The organism is Streptomyces sp. NBC_01092 (assembly GCF_045039535.1).
GTDB lineage: Bacteria > Actinomycetota > Actinomycetes > Streptomycetales > Streptomycetaceae > Streptomyces.
Genome location: NZ_CP108659.1, coordinates 552167 through 568473 on the forward strand (window position 1 = coordinate 552167; position 16307 = coordinate 568473).

Genomic DNA, 16307 nt, shown 5'->3' on the forward strand with positions numbered 1-16307 from the left:
CCCTATACGGAGGCCGACCCCACAGTGTTCAACCGTCTCGAGAATTATCAGCAATATCTTATGAGCCGCCTAAACCTCGTCCGAGCCTCGGTGTGCGGCCCCCTGCCGCACGGCCGGGCCGCGCTCACTCCATCAGGCCGGCAGCGAGTGTCGCCCCCAGTTCCCAGCACGCCTCGATGTCGGCCTTGCCGGGCTCGCCCGTCACCGTCACGGGTTGGGCGGTGCGGCGCCAGGCGAGGCCGGTGGTGATGGCGTCGATCGCCCGCACGGCGCCGGTCACGTCGCTGCCGCCGTGCACGTAGTAGCCGAAGGGCCTGCCCTGCGTCGCGTCCAGGCACGGGTAGTAGATCTGGTCGAGGAAGTGCTTGAGGGCGCCCGAGATGTAGCCGAGGTTCGCGGGGGTGCCCAGGAGGTATGCGTCGGCGCCGAGCACGTCGGACGCCGTGGCCGACAGCGCCGGTCGCCGTACGACCTCGACGTTCTCGATCTCGGGCGCGGTCGCCCCGGAGACGACGGCCTCCAGCATGGCCTGGCAGTTGGGCGACGGGGTGTGATGGACGATCAGCAAGGTAGGCACACTCCGAACCCTGCCGCCGCGCCGCTGATCAACGCAACCGCGACGCTCCGGCCGTGGGGCCGCCGGAGCCGACCTTGGCGACCGCGCAGGACAGCTGGTCCCGCACCGCTTCGGGCAGCGGGTCGCCCTTCACGGCGCCGACCAGGTCGCCGGCGAGGGTGTGCAGTTTGGTGTTGGTGTTCTGGGACGCCTCGACCAGCACCGTCCAGGCGTCCTCGGAGCTCAGGCTGAAGGAGGCCATCAGGATGCCCCGGGCCAGATCGATGGTGGGACGGGTCTGCATGGCCCTGCGCAGCTGGGCGACCTCGATCCGGAGGTCCTGCAGGAAGTCCTCGGAGGCGTCCGTACCTCGCGTGCCCCGAGTCGGGGTGTCCTGGGCCTGCGTGTCCCGCCCCTCGCTGCCCGGGGCGGCGAACAGCTCCTGAGTGTGGGTCAGGGCGAGCAGCCGGTCGACGACCGCCCCACTGGCCCGGATCACGACCGTCTTGCCCTGCCTGAGCGCGCGCAGGCGCAGGGCGAGCAGGATGTTGAGGGCGGCGCAGTCGCAGAACGTGACGCCCTTCAGGTCCAGATCGACGCCCCGGACGGAGCGGTCCACGGCTTCGCGCAGGGCCTTGCGCAGCCGCTCACTGGTGTCGAGGTCGAGTTCTCCGCGCACCTCCACACCGACCCGGTCACCGTCGCGGCCGTGCACGCAGGACGTGAGCTCCGGCATGTCAGCCTCTCCCTCAGCTGCTTCCCGTCTCCGTACCAGAGTGAACCCGAACTGCCGAACACGTCAACAGATACATGAAATGCAGTGCGTGTTTTTGTATACGTGAACGCCCAGTCGTACTGTTGGGGCATGGACGGAGTCCCTGAGCCGCACACCGGATGGACATTCCTGACCAACCACGCGCGCGTACTGGCGGTGATCGCCGATGACCCGAACGTCCGCATCCGCCATATCGCCGCGCACTGCCGGCTCACCGAACGGGCCGTCCAGAAGATCATTTCCGAACTGGAGCGGGACGGCTATCTGTCCCACATCCGTGAGGGCCGCACCAACATCTACCGGATCGAGCCGGGCAAGCTCCTGCGGCACCCCGCCGAGGCCGGGCTCCCCGTGGCGGCCCTGCTCGCCCTGCTGATCCACGACGAGGCCGATCGCGGCGACGCCGCCGAGCAGCTCAGTGCCGCACGGCAGCGGATGCCGCTGGACGGCGGATGATCTCCCGCCCGTCCCCGTCGTGGACGTGAGCGCGGCGGCTCGGGCTCAGCACAGCACGCGCAGGGCGCCCGGCAGGACTCTGACGGTGACCGGGAGGGTGGCCTCGACCTCGCCGTCGGCGCCGTAGGGCACCTCGCGATCGGCCGCGATCCGGATCTCCTTGCCCCGCAGGATCTCCACCTCGGGGCGGCGGACGTGGGCACCGGTCTTGAGCTCGTTCATCAGGGTGAAGAACAACCGGCGCGGGGCCTCGCGGATCATCACCACTTCCAGCATGCCGTCGTCCACGCGGGCGTCGGGCGCGATGAGCCGACCGGAGCCGTAGTAGCCGGAGTTGGCGGCCACGACCGTGTAGCCGGTGTGCAGGTGTTCCTGGCCGTCGACGGTGACCCGGTAGCGTGCGGCGCGCCAGGTGGTGACGGCGCGCAGTCCGCCCGCGTAGTAGGACGCGGAGCCGCGCAGCAGGGTGGCGTTGTTGGCGTGGCGGTTGGCCAGTGCGTCGACTCCGGCGTAGACGCTGCCGAGGACCACGGTGCGGTCGTGGACGGCCGACTCGACCTCGATGGTGTCGACCTTGCGGGGCTCGTGGTGGAGCAGCACCTCGGCGAGCGCCGCCGGGTCGGTGGGCAGGTCGAGTGCCCGGGCGAAGTCGTTGCCGCGGCCGGCGGGGACGAGGCCCAGCACCATGTCGGTGCCGCTGAGGGCGCCACCGATGCCGCCGGCCATTCCGTCGCCGCCGACGGCGAGCACCACCCTCCCCCGCTCCCCGGCGTCCCGGGCCAGTTCCTGGGCGTGGACCAGGCTGCGGCTGTACTGGGTCTCCAGGTCGGCCCCGGCCTCCCGCAGCGGCCGGGCCACTTCCAGCAGCGCGGCCGCTGAGGCGGATCCGCCCGCCGTGGGGTTGACGATGGCGGTGAACTGTCGCATCGGGGTGCCTTTCGGGCCGACGGGAGGGAGCTGCCGGAGGCGGGCCCGGTGGTGGGCCGGGGTGCGGGTGAGGGGGGTGGAGGAGCGGGCGCGGCGGGTGGGCCGGGCTCAGTCGAGGGGCAGCAGGACCCCGGGGTTGAGCAGCCCCGCCGGGTCCAGTCGGCGCTTGACGGCAAGCAGCGCCTCGACGCCGAGGGGGCCCGCCTCGCGGACGTACCAGTCCCGGTGGTCGGTGCCCACGCCGTGGTGGTGGCTGATCGTGCCGCCCGCGGCGAGGATCGCCTCGTTCGCGGCGTGCTTGGCCCTCTCCCAGTGTGCGACCGGGTCGTCGCCCTGGGCCGAGACGACGGTGAAGTAGAGCGAGGCGCCGTTCTCGTAGACGTGGGAGATGTGGCACATGACCAGGGGCGGGGTGCCCGCCTCGGCGAGTGTCGTCGTGAGGGCGTCCCGGACGGACGCGTACAGCTCGGGGACACGTGACCAGAAGGTCGCCGTCTCCAGCGTCTCGACGAACGCACCCGCGTCCAGCAGGGAGTCGCGGAGGTACGGGGCCGAGTAGCGGCCGTGGGCCCACCGCTCGCCCGGTTCCTCGCCGAGCGGGGTTCCGCCGCAGTCACGCAGGACGGCCGCGGCGTTCTCGCTGCGGTACGCGACGTCCTCGTCCGTGCCTTCGAAGCCGGCGATCGCCATGCACCCGGCGGACTGCTGCGCCTCGTCGGAGCCCCCGATGGCGTCGGGCTGGGCCAGGCCGATCAGGGTCTCGGTCTCGTCGGACAGCCGCAGCACCGTCGGACGCGGGCCGTCCTGGGCGAGACGGCGCAGCGCGGCGGCGCCCTCCTCGAAGGAGGCGAAGCGCCAGCCCGCGTACACGCGGGTCTGCGGGACGGGCCGGATCCGCACCGTCACGGAGGTGATGACGCCGAACGCGCCCTCTGAGCCGAGCAGGAGCTGACGCAGGTCGGGGCCGGCCGCCGAGCGCGGTGCGCGGCCGGTGTCGATGGTGCCCTCGGGGGTGGCGACGGTCAGGCCCAGGACCATCTCGTCGAAGCGGCCGTATCCGGCGGAAGCCTGGCCGCTGGAGCGGGCGGCGGCGAATCCGCCGATGCTCGCCCACTCGAAGGACTGGGGGAAGTGGCCGAGGGTGAAGCCGTGTTCGGCCAGCAGCGCCTCCGCCTGCGGCCCGCGCAGGCCGGGTTGCAGCGTGGCGGTGCGGGAGACCGGGTCGACGGCGAGCAGCGCGTCCATGCGGCGCAGGTCCAGGGCGACGAAGGCGCCGCGCCGGGACGGGGCGAGTCCGCCGACGACGGAGGTGCCGCCGCCGAACGGGACCACGGCCAGGCCGTGTTCGGCGCAGGCGCGCAGCACGGCGAGTACGTCGTCGTGGGTGGCGGGCAGGACGACGGCCGCGGGGACGTCGTCGACCTCGCCGTCGCGGATGCGCAGCAGGTCGGGCGTGGACTTGCCGCGCGTGTGCCGGATGCGGGTCTCGGCGTCGGTGCAGACGTGCTCCTCGCCGCCTACCGCGGCGGACAGGGCCTGGCGCGCGGCGGGTTCGAGGCCCGGCTCGGGTACGGCGATGTCCTCCAGGGCGACCGGCCCGGCGGTGCGCGGCTTGACTCCGAGCAGATCGCGCAGCAGGCCGATCACGGTCTCGGGCAGCGGCGCCGCCTTGGCCGGGTCGCCCCAGCCGCTCCACAGCATGTCCATGACTGTCGTCCTCACCGGTCGATTCGAGCGATGCCGTGTCCCGGACGGCCTCGCAGGCGTTACACTGTGACACATGACGCCTATTCGTCACAACCACTCGGACGGCGACGCGGTGCTCGACGCGGTGCGCGACTGTGTCCTGGCCGTCGGAGTCCGCCGTACGACGCTGACCGACGTGGCCCGCCGCGCGGGCGTCTCCCGGATGACGCTGTACCGGCGGTGGCCCGATGTGCGCTCCCTGGTGGGGGACCTGATGACCCGGGAGTGGGTCGCGGTCGCCACGGGAGCCATGCCCGAACGGCGCCCGGGGACGGCCACGCGCGGCCTGATCGTCGACGGGCTCGTGGCCGGGGTGGAGGCCTTCCGGGCCCACCCGCTCTTCCAGAAGATCGTGGACGTCGACCCGGAACTGCTCCTTCCGTACGTCCTCGACCGCCGGGGCGCGAGCCAGGAGGCGCTCCTCGCCCTGCTCGCGGACGCCGTGCAGGAGGGCCACGCCGACGGCTCGGTCCGGGCCGGACATGTCCAGCGGCAGGCGCGGTCCCTGCTGCTGATCGTCCAGTCCTTCACCCTGTCCCTGCGGACCATGACCGACGAGGACGACGCCGACCTGAGCAGCGATGCCTTCCTGGCGGAACTGCGCAGCATCCTGGAGAGGACCCTCACGCCATGACCCCTGCCACTCCCCCGGTTCCCGGATCGTCGCTGTCCGCCGCCCGGCGCTCGCGCGAACTGACCGAGACGGTCGGCGGTCCGGTCGTGGACGTCCTGGTCGTCGGCCTCGGTGCGACGGGCGCGGGAGCCGCTCTGGACGCCGCGGCACGCGGTCTGACCGTGGCCGCCGTCGACGCCCACGACCTGGCCTTCGGCACCTCGCGCTTCAGCAGCAAGCTCATCCATGGCGGGCTGCGCTACCTCGCCTCGGCGCAGCTCGACGTCGCCCACGAGAGCGCCGTCGAGCGCGGGGTGCTGATGGAGCGCACGGCACCGCATCTGGTGCGGGCGCAGCCCTTCGTGCTGCCCCTGACTCCGCTGGTCTCCCGCGCCCAGTCCACCCTGGCCTGGGCCGGGTTCCGGGCCGGTGACGCCCTGCGCCTGGCCGCCCGCACGGCCCGCGCCACGCTGCCCGCCCCGCGCCGCCTGTCCACGGTGGAGACCCGGCACCTCGCCCCCGCCCTGCGCACCCAGGGCCTGCGCGGCGGCCTACTGTCCTGGGACGGCCGGCTCACCGACGACGCCCGTCTGGTGACGGCGATCGCCCGCACCGCCGCCGCACGGGGCGCGCGGATCCTGACCCGCGTCAGGGCTCTGGAGCTCACCGCGTCCGGCGCCCGCATACGTGACGAACTCACCGGCGAGGAGGGCGAGATCAGGGCTCGCGCCGTGATCAACGCGTCCGGCGTCTGGGCGGACGGCCTGGTGGACGGCATCCGGATCCGCCCCTCGCGCGGCACCCATCTCGTACTGCGCTCCGACCACCTCGGCCCCCTGCCCGCGGGGCTGCACGTCCCGGTCCCCGGCGAGACCAACCGCTTCGTCCTGGTCCTGCCCCAGGGCGACGGCCGGGTGTACGTCGGCCTCACCGACGAGCCCGTCGAGGGTGACATCCCCGACGTTCCGGAAGTGCCCGAGACCGACATCGGCTTCCTGCTCGACGTCCTCGGCTCGGTCCTGGACGTCCCGGTCCGACGCGACGACGTCGTCGGGGCGTTCGCCGGTCTGCGCCCTCTGCTCGACACGGCGCCGACGGCAGGTTCCGGGGCGCCGCGCACCTCCGACATCTCCCGTCGGCACGCAGTCCTCACCTCGTCGGAGGGCGTGACCACGGTCGTCGGCGGCAAGCTCACCACCTACCGGCGCATGGCCGAGGACGCCGTGGACGCCGCCGTCGCCACCCACCGGCTCGCCGCCGGCCCCTCCTCCACCGCCACCCTGCCCCTAGTCGGCGCCGCGTCACCCACCGCGCTCGGTGCGCTGCGCGCCCCGCGCCGTCTGGTCCAGCGCTACGGCACCGAGGCACCGGCCGTGCAGGCGCTCGGCGCGGAGGATCCCCGTCTCGCCGAACCCGTACTGCCGGGCCACCCCGTCACCGCCGCCGAACTCCTGTGGGCCGTACGCCACGAAGGCGCCCTCGACGAGTCCGATCTGCTCGACCGGCGCACCCGCATCGGGCTGGTGCCGGCCGACCGGACGGCGGCGCTGGACGTGGTGCGCGAGGTACTGGGCGAGGTGTCCGCGCAGGTGGGTGAGGTGTAGCCAGGACAGGTATCCGGGGTGCGTCAGCTGTTCCCGCGCCGCACTCGCCACACGTTGTCCTGCCGGAAGCCCTCCACGCCGTCGGGCGACACGTGCGCGCTGCGCACCGTCTCCAGCGTCTGGACGGTCCAGTCGGCCTCGGGCAGGGCGAGTTCGTCGAGGACGCCCTGCAGCGTCGGGAAGTCCGCCTCGAAGGGCGGCTCGCTCTGCCAGGACGGCCAGCCGGCGTGCATGACGATCAGCAGGGTGCCGCCCGGCGCGACCGCCCGCGCCGCGTGCCGCAGAACCCGGCCCTGGTCCAGCTCGACCGGCGACTGGAGGAACTGCGCGTTCACCAGGCCGAAGGAGCCCTCGGGGAACGTCTCGCCCAGCACATGGCGTTCCCAGAGCGCGCGGTCGCCCACACCGGCCTCGGCGGCGTGCCGGGCGGCCCGCTCCAGGGCCGTCTGCGAGATGTCGACACCGGTGACCCGCCAGCCGCGCGAGGCGAGCCACACCGCGTCGGCGCCCTCGCCGCAGCCGAGGTCGAGCGCGCGGCCCGGGGCGAGGTCGGAGGCTTCGCGGACGAGCAGCGCGTTGGGTCGTCCGCTCCACAGCGGGCCGCCGTCGCGGTAGCGGGCCTCCCAGAACTCGGCGGCCTTCGAGGGGTGGGTCTCGGTCATGTCTTCTCCCGGATGCGCAGGTGTGTTGGCGGGACCGGACAGCCGCCCGGCTGGTCCGGTCCGCGCTCAAGAAGCCTGCGGGACGCGTCCCGGGTACGACAAAGAGTCTTGCCGGTTCGGCAAATCGCTCGGGGAGCCGGCGCCCCAGGACTACGACCTTGGTGCCGGTCCGCCTGGGCGCGGGGCACGACGTGCTGCTCGGCTCACGCAAGCCGGAGGAACGGACCGATCTCGGGCTACCGGTGGCGGACTTGAGCGCAACAGCGACCTCCACGTGGTCACCCGCGCGGCCGGCCAGGTCACGCGTCCGGCGCCTCCAGCCAGAAGCCCGCGCGGGTGCGCCAGAGGTCGAGCAGCGCCGTGTCGCCGAACGCGTCGACGGCGGACGCGGGCCGCTTGTAGAAGTACAGGAGCAGGTCGGCCACCGGGCCGCGTGCGGTCGCGGCCGCCTTGTCGGCCCCGGGGCGCCAGACGGGCCGCTCTCCGGTGAGGTCGACGAGCCATTCGCCGGCGTCGGTCGCGTCGAAGTGGAGCGTACGGCCGGGACCGAGCAGGTCGGGCAGGTCCGGCCGGGGCTCGAACGCCTCGGGGAAGGTGGAGTACTCCAGCCATTCCTCCACCGCGCCGACGGCCAGGTCGCCGTCGAGCCCGAACCCCGCTCCGGCGGCGAGGGCCGCGTCCGCGCGATGCACGACGGTCTCGTACGTCATGCGCCGGGCCCAGAACTCCACCGGCGCCGGCCGCTCCTGCGAAGGGTTCCATGCCTGGGCGTCGGGCCCTGCGGCGCGGAGCGTGGCGCTGAGACGGGCCGCGCCTTCCGTGAGCCACGGGAGCAGAACGGACTCGTCCTCGTCGGTGTATGCGGTGAGGTCGTTGACCAGGTCGTCGGGAACCGGACCGGCGGCCCGGGTCCGCACGATCTCCTCGGCCCAGCGATGGTCGCCGCCCACGTGCCGCAGCAGCTGGCCCAGGTTCCAGCCGGGGCAGGTGAGCACGGGGGCGGTCAGCTCCGCGCCGCGCACATGGGCCGTGAGCCGTTCGGTCTGGGTGACGATCTCGTCGCAGAAGCGCCCGAAGGTCAGCGAGGTCATCAGCTCATGATGCCGCAGGCGCAGGACCGGCCCTGTCGGTGGTCTCGGATACTGTATGCCGCCTGAGCAAGATCGGGAGGGGAGAGATCACGATGGTGGTGGGGGTGGGACCCGTTAGACGTCGGCTGGCCCAGGTGGCTTTGCTGGCCGGGGTGCTGACGGGCTGTTCGGGGGCAGCTGAGGGCGATCCGGGAACGTCGTCGAGCGCCTCGGCGTCGGCCGGCGCGGCGAGCGCGAGCGATACGGCGGTCAGGAGCGGGGGCACGATCGGCGCGGCCAAGTCGGCATGTCCGCTGCCCGTCACGTTCGACATCGCCGAGGACTGGAAGGCCAAGGCCATCGACGCCGGCACGGACGACGGCGGTGACAGCTCGGCGGATCCCGACAACGAACTCGCCCAGGAGATCGTCGACGCGCTGCTGCACCAGGGCCCGGTCACGGCCGCCTGCGAGGTCGACGCCAAGCCGGCGGGGAACATCGGCTTCCTCCGCGTCTGGACGGGCAAACCCGGCGACGAGGACGCACGCGCCGTACTGGAGGCCTTCGTGGCGGCGGAGAACGGCGTGAGCAAGGCGAAGTACAGCGCCTTCGAGGCGGGCGGCGTCTCCGGTGCGGAGGTGAAGTACCTCGTCACCAGCAAGCTCCTGGAGGAGACCAAGGAGGAGTCCGCGCTGGCCGTCACCACGAAGCAGGGGCCGGTCGTCATCCACCTCGGCGGGATGGACACCGACGAGCACCGGGAGATGCTGCCGGCGTACGAGCTCGCCAAGCGGACCCTGCGCGCCGGCTGAGCGACGGGTGTGTCCGGCGCGGGCGACGAGCACACGCGCCGGACACAAAGGACCCCCGGCCGGTCAGGATGCGGTGCAGGAACCGATCGCCGGGGCCGCGCTGTTGCCGTTCGTCATGACGGTGAAGCCGAAGCTGGTGGACGCTCCGGCGGCCAGGCTGCCGTTGCCGTTCGGCCTCATGGTCATGACGTTGCCGCTGCTGTCCCAGCTGGGCGTGCCGTTCCAGGTCGCGGAGATCTTCTGCGGCGCTGTCACGGTGACGGTCGCGGTCCAGTTGCTGATCGCCGAACTCCCCGCCGTGATGGTGACCTTGCCGTTGAAGCGGTCACTCCACTCCTCGGCCTTGCTGTACGTCGCCGTGCAGGCGGCACCGGAGGAGGAGCCGCCGAGCGTGGTCAGCACCGCGCCGTACGCGGGCTTCTTGGCGTAGTTGTCGTCGAACAGCAGGGGCGTTCCGCTCGCGCGCCAGGAGTACTTGTCGGTGACGCCCCAGACGGTGATGCCGGTGCAGCGCGTGACGGCGAGGCAGGCCCGCACCACGTTGCTGTAGCTGCCCGCCTGTGCGGTGCCCGAGCCCTCGATGTCCAGCTCGGTGATCTGGACGTCCACACCGAGGTCGGCGAAGCGCTGGAGGTTGGCCTGGTAGTCGGACGGGACCGGCGAGGCGCTGTTGAAGTGGGACTGGAAGCCGACGCAGTCGATCGGCACGCCACGCGACTTGAAGTCCCTGACCAGGTTGTAGACGGCATTGCTCTTCGCGTTGACGCCGTCGGTGTTGTAGTCGTTGTAGCAGAGCTTGGCGGCCGGGTCCGCGGCGCGTGCGGTGCGGAAGGCCTCCTCGATGAAGCCGTCGCCGAGCTTGTCCTGGAAGGGCGAGCTGCGCCGGGCACCGCTGCTGCCGTCCTGGAAGGCCTCGTTGACGACGTCCCAGGAGTGGATCTTGCCCTTGTAGTGCTGCATGACCTGGGTGATGTGGTTGTTCATCGCCGATCGGAGGTCGGCGGTGCCGAGTGCCGCGACCCAGCTGGGTAACTGGGAGTGCCAGACCAGGGTGTGGCCGCGGACCTTCATGCCCCGGCTCTGGGCGTGGTTCACGATCTGGTCGGCGGAGCCGAAGGTGAAGGTGCCGCGGGTGCCCTCGGTGGCGTCCCACTTCATCTCGTTCTCCGGGGTCACGGAGTTGAACTCGGTGTTGAGCGTCGAGGCGTACGCTGCCTCGCCCAGGTGGTTGGCGGCGACCGCGGCGCCGAAGTAGCGGCCCTTCTCGGCGGCCGCCGCGCCGAGGGTGGTCGCGGCCTGGGCGGTGCCGGTGAGGGCACCGGCACCGGCCACGGTGAGCAGGCCGGCCAGACCGAGGGCCAGTAGGGATGTGCGGGTCACCATCTCGTCCCCTTCGTCGACTACGAAAGTTTCGGAACAATTTCCGAATTTCGCGGCAGACCATAGGAGCGCCACACCCCGGCGTCAACAGACGCCACAAGACGCCACATCTCCGAAGCGTTCTACGACTGGTTGTCGCCGCTCTCCGCCCCCGTGTAGAACGCGATCGTCGCCGTCGTGGTCGACGCCACGGTCTCCTCGTCGACCCCCGAGGCGGCGTAGGCCTCTCCCCACAGCTCGCCCGAGCGCGTTGCGTAGGCCTTTCCTTCGGGTGAGACCTGCCAGGCCTCGCCCTCCTCCTTGCTCATCCCGCCGCCGGCGAGGTGCATGCCGAGTCCGAGGAACGCGAGGTCCCAGCCGACGCCGACCGCACCCGGCCCGAACTGGTCCCAGAAGCCTTCCGGCACCACGGCCACGTGCTCCAGCTCCAGCACGGTGCGCTCATCACCCTGAGGCGTGAGCCGCACCTCGACCTCGCTGAATCCCGGGTCGGGCCCGTACAGCCAGCTCACCCGCAGCCGGGTCGGCTCCTGGCAGTCGAGGATCTCGCCGCCGGCGTTGCCCTCCAACTGGTAGCGGCCGCCGACCTTGAACTCCCCGGTGACGGGCAGGAACCAGCGGCCGATCCGCTCCGGTGACGTGACCGCGTCCCACACGTCGGCGACCTCGGCGTCGTAGGTGCGCCGCAACAGCACTGTGCGGGCCTCGCCCGCCTCGACCTGGCGCACACCGACCTGCCGGTGCAGGCGGTTCAACTCGTCGACGATCTCACTCATCGCTCTTCACGTCCTTTCTCTGTCGCCGTTCGCGCTTGCCGCGCGCGAGTTCCGTTCCGAGGGCGTCGAGCCGCTGCTCCCAGAAGCCGCGGAATCTCTCCAGCCATGCGTCCACCTCCCGCAGCGGAGCGGCGTCGACGGCGTACAACCGTCGGGTGCCCTCCGCCCGGACGGACGCGAAACCGCTCTCGCGCAGCACCCGCAGGTGTTGCGACACGGCGGGCTGGGAGATCCCGAACTCGTCCTGGATCACGGCACTGATGTCGCCCGATGCCTGCTCACCCGAGGCGAGCAGCTCCAATATCCGGCGCCGTACCGGATCACCCAGCACATCGAATGCGTGCACGGCATTCACTATGCCAGCCTCCACTTATATAAGGCAACACTTAAATAAAGCACGTACGCGGGCCTGGGCCCGCTCGCAGCGCCCGATGGCCTATTCGGGCCGGGTGAGGAACCGGTCCAGTGCCGTCGTCAGTTCGGCGGGCTTCTCCACCGGCAGTTCATGGCCCGCGTCCAGGACACGGATCACCGCGTCCGGGTAGCTCTTGGCCATGCGCAGCATCTGGGACAGGGGCAGCTGGATGTCGTGGTAGCCGTGCACCATCAGGGTCGGCACCTGTATCCCGCCGACCTTGTCCAGCACGTCGAAGGCGCGCATGGCGCCGTAGAGCGTCATGACGACTTCCCGGGGGGTGTCGGCGGAGGCGCGGATGTACTCGCGGATCTCCTCGCGCGGGTAGCCGGGGGCGAAGGCGCGCTGGATGTTGGTGGCGACGAACAGCTTGAAGGGGGCGAGCGTCGAGGCGGCCATGAGCAGGGCGCGGCCTCGGCTGTAGGCCATCTTTCCGATGGAGTTCACCAGCACCATGCGCTCGACCCGCTCGGGGTGGGCGAGGGCGATGGTCTGGGCGATCATGCCGCCCATCGAGTGGCCGATGATCGCGAACCGCTCGATCTTCAGGTGATCGAGGAGGGCGAGCACGTCTTTGGCCAGGTCGTCGATCCTGCGCGCTCCGGCCCCCGAGCTCTCGCCGTGCCCGCGCAGGTCGAGCCGCACGACGCGCCGCTTCTCGGCGAAGTGGGTCATCTGGTGGTCCCAGCGGTGCCGGTTGGCCGTCCAGCCGTGGACGAACACCAGGGGCACACCCTCACCGTCGCGGGGGCCCTCGTCGTCGTACGTCAGTGTCGCTGCGTCGACTTCGAGCTGCGGCATGGGGCGCCTCCTGGCGTGCGGTGCGGTGTGGTTACTGGGCGGTACGGTATCCGGCCCCATGGGGTGCAGTCACCGGCGTTCGCCCAGGAAATCGAGGATGTGACCGAACACGTCGAGGGCCGCTCCCCTGCCGAGGAACGTGTCCAGGTGGCCGTAGCCGGGGATCTCGGTGTAGCTCACGTCCAGCTGCGGCTGGCGGTGGGCGAGGACGTCGTGGCACAGCCGCTGGGAGTCGAGCCACAGGCCGTTCTCGCTGCCGGCCAGGAGCAGGACGGGCGTGTCGATGCGGGCCGCCGCGTCCAGGGCGTTCTGCGGCAGGGCCCGGTAGCGGTGGTCGGTGTCGTGCCAGCGGACGACGGTGCGGGCCAGTTCGATCCGGCGCAGGTGCGGCAGGATCCACAGCGGGGCGGGGCCGAGGAGTTCGGCGAGCCGGCTGTGGGTGGTGTCGGCCAGGTGCTCGTGGACGAAGAGGGAGGCACCGGTTCCCCAGGCCGAGTTGTGCAGGATCTGGCAGGTGGGGTCCGGGCAGTCGGCCTTGCGGGAGGCCAGGGCGAACAGCGGGGTGTACTTCGACCACAGGCCGACCTTGCGGAAGTCGACGGGTATGTGGTCGATACGGGACTTCAGCAGCTCCCCGGCCAGGCTCATGCGCAGCGAGGTGCGGCCCGCGAGCTTCGGGGTGAGGAAGACACCCTGGGACACCACGCCCGCCAGGCCCGGCACCAGGCCGGCCGTCATGCTCAGGGAGAGCGTGAGGGAGCCGATGCAGTGGGCGACGACGAACAGCGGGCTGTCGCCGATGCGGGTGCGGATGTGGGCGACGGCCTCGGGGATGTCGTAGAGGGCGACGTCGTCGTAGGTGTAGCGGCGGCCCGTCTCGTTGTAGGGCAGCCGGCAGCTGCCGCGCCAGTCGAGCAGCCAGGGCTCGTAGCCCTCGTCCAGGAGGACGTCGACCAGATTGCGCGTCTCGGGCAGCAGGAACATGTCGGCCGAGGCGGTGTGCCCGTGCAGGAGCAGCACGGCAGGGCGGCCCTGGTCGCCGGGGTCGACGCGGGTGAGGCCGAGGCGGGTGCCGTCGCCCGCGTGGAACGGGATCTCCTCGACCGTCGCCGGGTCGAGACGGTGGCGCAGCGGGCGCAGGGCCGTGGTGGTCCTGACCTTGCGCAGGGCGGGCCGGGTGGGCCGCGAAGGGGTTGTCCGGAAGATCATCGGTGGTGCTCCGTGGGGGTCTGGGTGCGGCGCAGGTCGAGCAGGTCCGCGGCGGCCCGGGCGAAGGGGCCGACCAGTCCGCGGCCCATCTCCAGGCCGAACCAGGCGAGCCAGGTCAGCTTGGCGGCGCGCTTCTCCTGGCTGGTCAGGCGCTGGTCGACCTTGATGCCGTCGATCTGGTCGCGTACGTAGGAGTCGGGCGGGACGACGACCTCGCCCGCGAGGCTCGCCGGTTCGCCCTCGCGGCCGAGTTCCACGGTCAGGGCGCGGGTCTGGCGCCAGACGTCCCGGCGGGCGCGCGCGTACTTGTGGCCCTCAAGCCACCAACGGCCGCCGTCGACATCCCGCAACTCCAGCCGGTAGCGCAGGAGTTGGTGGCGCAGGCCGTGCCGGTGCGGGATGCCTTCCTCGGGGCGGATCCAGACGTCGCCGCATTCCACCGTCAACGGCTCGGCGTGCAGGGCCGGGCAGGTGACCTCGCCGCGGACGTCGACGCGGCGGTCCGTCACCAGCTGGTGCATGCTCGCGATGGAGAGCGTGAGGGACATCGAGCAGGGACTGTCGGGGGCGGCGTCGATCGGGCCGACGCCGCCTCGGGTGGTCTCGGAGAACCACAGGTAGGGCTGGTCGTCCTTGTGCGGGAGCCGGGCCAGGCCGTCGCCGGCGAGGCGCTCGAAGGTCTTCACCTGGGCCCGGGCGTCGTAGCGTGCGGCGGGCGCCAGACCGAGGGCTTCGACCAGGGCCGTGGTGCGGTCGGCGATGGCGGCCGGGCCCTTCAGAGTCGCCTCGCACAGCTTCAGCGCGGTGGGGCTCTGCAACACGCGGCTGAGGAAGGTCAGTTCGGGGATCGGCTCGGCCGCCAGGCGGGCCAGGGCGTCGGTGCGCCACTCGTCCCAGTCCTGTACGCGGACGTGCATGCCGCCGAACGCCATGTCCCGGACGACGTCGTCCAGGGTGTTGGGAACGCCGGTGAGGTTGTAGTCGAAGCCCCAGGCGTCCGGCTCGCAGACGACGGCGACCGCGACGCGGCTGACCCAGTCGACCGGGGCGGCGTTGAGATAGCGGAAGGCGGGCACGGTGCGGAAGCGGCCGAACGCCGAGATGAGGCCGCTGCTGAGGTCCTGGGCGTTGTAGGCGCCGGTCCTGGTGTGGCCGCCGATGCCGCCCGGGCGCAGGGCGGTGACGATCAGGCCGTGGTCGCGAGCGCGGCGCAGGGCGACTTCCGCGGCCCACTTGGTCTGGTCGTAGCCCGCGACGAGACGGTCGATGTGGGCGAGGGGGTCGTCCTCGCCCATCGACGGGATGCCGACCTCGTTGAAGACGGCGATGGAGGAGATGTGGTGCAGCGGCTTGGGGCGGCCTGTCGCGGCGAGTTCGGCCAGGGTGAGGGCACCGAGGACGTTGCTGGTGCGCAGCGACTGGTAGCCGCGCAGGAAGTCCACGGCGGCGGCGACGGAGACGACGCTGTCGAGCTCGTGGGTGAGGGTGTTCCAGAGGTCGTCGGACAGGCCCAGGTGGGGTTGGCGGATGTCGCCGGGGAGCACCGTGATGCGGCGGCGGACCTCCGACGACCAGGGCAGCGCGTAGCCCTTGAGCGCCGCGCCGAGCCGGGCCACGGCCGCCTCCTCGTCGGCGGCCCGGACCAGGCAGTAGACGTGGGCGTCGCTGTGCCGCAGCAGGTCCAGCAGCATGTGGCTGCCGAGGAATCCGGTGGCGCCGGTCAGCAGGATGCGGCGGGGCGGGAGGGGCTCGGGGGACGCGGTGAAGGGGAGGCGGTCGGCGAGGGCCAGATCGGCGAGGATCTGGGTGAGGTCCTCGGGGCGGGCCAAGGTGTCCGGCCGGTAGGTGAGGGACGGGGCGGCGATCGGCGCGGGGTGAAGCGCGTGCGTCGCGGCGGGAACAGCCGTTTCCGGTACGGCGATTGCGGCTCCGACTGGGGTGGAGCCTGCGGTTAGGGCCGTCGCATCGGGCAGCCGGCGCTTGGCCAGTGCGACCGGCCTGGCATCGGCGAAGACCTCGTCCAGGTCGACCGTCACACCTAGCTCGTCCTCCAGCGCGGAGACGAGCTCCACCGCGTTCACGGAGGTGCCGCCGGCGTCGAAGAAGTCGGCGTCGGGCGCCAGGTGGCCGGCGGGGACGTAGCGGCCCGCCACGGCCGCGATGGCGGTGGCGAGTTCGTCGAGGTCACCTGGCCGGGCCGGCGGGGCGGCGCTCGGGGTGGCCTCGGGCGACTCGGGCGGGGTGGTGCCATGCGCCAGGGACGCAACGGTCCCGTGCGACAGCGACTCGGTCCTGTCGGGCACGGAGGAATCCGCGGCATCGGGCCGCACGGGGGCATCGGCCGACCCCGTGACCTTGGCCAACAGGTCGGTCACCGTCAGACCGACGCCGCCCCGCTCGATCGCCTCCGCGGTCGCCCCCTGGTCGGCGGCTGCCGACGCGTTCTCGTGTCGCTCACGCATGAGTGCCCTTCACGGTGTTGCCCTGCCCTTTCCTCGCTGCTGT

16 protein-coding genes are annotated in these 16307 nt (G+C 71.9%); 4 read left to right on the plus strand and 12 right to left on the minus strand.

Features of this window, described 5'->3' with window-relative positions; all coding sequences use genetic code 11:
• Positions 1 to 124: 124 nt before the first annotated feature.
• Together OG254_RS02340 and OG254_RS02345 are read right to left on the minus strand one after the other, a co-directional pair.
• Entirely contained in the window at positions 125 to 577 is a 453-nt protein-coding gene (locus OG254_RS02340; RefSeq protein ID WP_405576818.1) for a flavodoxin family protein, read from the minus strand.
• Between the two features lie 28 nt (positions 578 to 605).
• Positions 606 to 1292: an ANTAR domain-containing protein gene (locus tag OG254_RS02345; protein WP_405576820.1), complete on the minus strand. Its 687-nt coding sequence runs from the start codon at positions 1290 to 1292 to the stop codon at positions 606 to 608.
• 129 nt (positions 1293 to 1421) lie between these two features.
• On the opposite strand from OG254_RS02345, the gene OG254_RS02350 reads away from it, so the two are divergent.
• On the plus strand, positions 1422 to 1787 hold the full coding sequence (locus OG254_RS02350) for a helix-turn-helix domain-containing protein (RefSeq protein WP_351197847.1): 366 nt from the start codon (positions 1422 to 1424) through the stop codon (positions 1785 to 1787).
• A 45-nt stretch (positions 1788 to 1832) separates the two neighbouring features.
• Here OG254_RS02350 and OG254_RS02355 read toward each other — a convergent pair whose 3' ends face one another.
• Both OG254_RS02355 and OG254_RS02360 read right to left on the minus strand, forming a co-directional pair.
• Positions 1833 to 2714: a YegS/Rv2252/BmrU family lipid kinase gene (locus tag OG254_RS02355; protein ID WP_405576823.1), complete on the minus strand. Its 882-nt coding sequence runs from the start codon at positions 2712 to 2714 to the stop codon at positions 1833 to 1835.
• 108 nt (positions 2715 to 2822) lie between these two features.
• The gene (locus OG254_RS02360; protein ID WP_405576825.1) at positions 2823 to 4421 is read right to left on the minus strand and encodes an FAD-binding oxidoreductase; all 1599 of its coding nucleotides are present in this window, start codon (positions 4419 to 4421) and stop codon (positions 2823 to 2825) included.
• 73 nt (positions 4422 to 4494) lie between these two features.
• Between OG254_RS02360 and OG254_RS02365 the strand changes: the two genes are divergently transcribed.
• Together OG254_RS02365 and OG254_RS02370 are read left to right on the plus strand one after the other, a co-directional pair.
• Entirely contained in the window at positions 4495 to 5094 is a 600-nt protein-coding gene (locus OG254_RS02365; protein WP_405576827.1) for a TetR/AcrR family transcriptional regulator, read from the plus strand.
• The gene (locus OG254_RS02370; RefSeq protein WP_405576829.1) at positions 5091 to 6677 is read left to right on the plus strand and encodes a glycerol-3-phosphate dehydrogenase/oxidase; all 1587 of its coding nucleotides are present in this window, start codon (positions 5091 to 5093) and stop codon (positions 6675 to 6677) included. Before OG254_RS02365 ends, OG254_RS02370 begins: the two co-directional genes overlap by 4 nt.
• A 23-nt stretch (positions 6678 to 6700) precedes the next feature.
• On the opposite strand, the gene OG254_RS02375 is transcribed toward OG254_RS02370, so the two are convergent.
• Both OG254_RS02375 and OG254_RS02380 read right to left on the minus strand, forming a co-directional pair.
• Complete coding sequence (locus tag OG254_RS02375; RefSeq protein WP_405576831.1) at positions 6701 to 7339, minus strand: class I SAM-dependent methyltransferase; 639 nt, start codon at positions 7337 to 7339, stop codon at positions 6701 to 6703.
• A gap of 299 nt (positions 7340 to 7638) precedes the next feature.
• Positions 7639 to 8430, minus strand: coding sequence for a maleylpyruvate isomerase N-terminal domain-containing protein (locus tag OG254_RS02380; RefSeq protein ID WP_405576833.1), 792 nt, complete (start codon positions 8428 to 8430; stop codon positions 7639 to 7641).
• A gap of 92 nt (positions 8431 to 8522) precedes the next feature.
• Here OG254_RS02380 and OG254_RS02385 point away from each other — a divergent pair, with 92 nt between their 5' ends.
• Entirely contained in the window at positions 8523 to 9221 is a 699-nt protein-coding gene (locus tag OG254_RS02385) for a lipoprotein (protein ID WP_405576835.1), read from the plus strand.
• A 63-nt stretch (positions 9222 to 9284) separates the two neighbouring features.
• On the opposite strand, the gene OG254_RS02390 is transcribed toward OG254_RS02385, so the two are convergent.
• From OG254_RS02390 to OG254_RS02415, 6 genes are all read right to left on the minus strand, one after another.
• A complete protein-coding gene (locus OG254_RS02390; protein ID WP_405576837.1) occupies positions 9285 to 10604 on the minus strand; it encodes an endo-1,4-beta-xylanase in 1320 nt (439 codons plus the stop codon).
• Positions 10605 to 10723: 119 nt separating this feature from the next.
• A complete protein-coding gene (locus OG254_RS02395) occupies positions 10724 to 11377 on the minus strand; it encodes an SRPBCC family protein (RefSeq protein WP_405576839.1) in 654 nt (217 codons plus the stop codon).
• On the minus strand, positions 11370 to 11732 hold the full coding sequence (locus tag OG254_RS02400; protein ID WP_405576841.1) for an ArsR/SmtB family transcription factor: 363 nt from the start codon (positions 11730 to 11732) through the stop codon (positions 11370 to 11372). The genes OG254_RS02395 and OG254_RS02400 overlap by 8 nt, the downstream gene beginning before the upstream one ends.
• Positions 11733 to 11813: 81 nt before the next feature.
• On the minus strand, positions 11814 to 12593 hold the full coding sequence (locus tag OG254_RS02405) for an alpha/beta fold hydrolase (protein WP_405576843.1): 780 nt from the start codon (positions 12591 to 12593) through the stop codon (positions 11814 to 11816).
• Positions 12594 to 12662: 69 nt separating this feature from the next.
• Positions 12663 to 13802 carry an alpha/beta hydrolase gene (locus tag OG254_RS02410; RefSeq protein WP_405576845.1) on the minus strand — a complete coding sequence of 380 codons (1140 nt, stop codon included), beginning with the start codon at positions 13800 to 13802 and terminating at the stop codon, positions 12663 to 12665.
• A complete protein-coding gene (locus OG254_RS02415) occupies positions 13799 to 16264 on the minus strand; it encodes a thioester reductase domain-containing protein (RefSeq protein WP_405576847.1) in 2466 nt (821 codons plus the stop codon). The genes OG254_RS02410 and OG254_RS02415 overlap by 4 nt, the downstream gene beginning before the upstream one ends.
• Between the last annotated feature and the right edge of the window lie 43 nt (positions 16265 to 16307).

Bases quoted from the DNA above. Each gene is read 5' to 3' on its own strand.
- OG254_RS02345 (WP_405576820.1), bottom strand. From the start codon at position 1,292: ATGCCGGAGCTCACGTCCTGCGTGCACGGCCGCGACGGTGACCGGGTC.
- OG254_RS02350 (WP_351197847.1), top strand. From the start codon at position 1,422: ATGGACGGAGTCCCTGAGCCGCACACCGGATGGACATTCCTGACCAAC.
- OG254_RS02355 (WP_405576823.1), bottom strand. From the start codon at position 2,714: ATGCGACAGTTCACCGCCATCGTCAACCCCACGGCGGGCGGATCCGCC.
- OG254_RS02360 (WP_405576825.1), bottom strand. From the start codon at position 4,421: ATGGACATGCTGTGGAGCGGCTGGGGCGACCCGGCCAAGGCGGCGCCG.
- OG254_RS02365 (WP_405576827.1), top strand. From the start codon at position 4,495: ATGACGCCTATTCGTCACAACCACTCGGACGGCGACGCGGTGCTCGAC.
- OG254_RS02370 (WP_405576829.1), top strand. From the start codon at position 5,091: ATGACCCCTGCCACTCCCCCGGTTCCCGGATCGTCGCTGTCCGCCGCC.
- OG254_RS02375 (WP_405576831.1), bottom strand. From the start codon at position 7,339: ATGACCGAGACCCACCCCTCGAAGGCCGCCGAGTTCTGGGAGGCCCGC.
- OG254_RS02380 (WP_405576833.1), bottom strand. From the start codon at position 8,430: ATGACCTCGCTGACCTTCGGGCGCTTCTGCGACGAGATCGTCACCCAG.
- OG254_RS02385 (WP_405576835.1), top strand. From the start codon at position 8,523: ATGGTGGTGGGGGTGGGACCCGTTAGACGTCGGCTGGCCCAGGTGGCT.
- OG254_RS02390 (WP_405576837.1), bottom strand. From the start codon at position 10,604: ATGGTGACCCGCACATCCCTACTGGCCCTCGGTCTGGCCGGCCTGCTC.
- OG254_RS02395 (WP_405576839.1), bottom strand. From the start codon at position 11,377: ATGAGTGAGATCGTCGACGAGTTGAACCGCCTGCACCGGCAGGTCGGT.
- OG254_RS02405 (WP_405576843.1), bottom strand. From the start codon at position 12,593: ATGCCGCAGCTCGAAGTCGACGCAGCGACACTGACGTACGACGACGAG.
- OG254_RS02410 (WP_405576845.1), bottom strand. From the start codon at position 13,802: ATGATCTTCCGGACAACCCCTTCGCGGCCCACCCGGCCCGCCCTGCGC.
- OG254_RS02415 (WP_405576847.1), bottom strand. From the start codon at position 16,264: ATGCGTGAGCGACACGAGAACGCGTCGGCAGCCGCCGACCAGGGGGCG.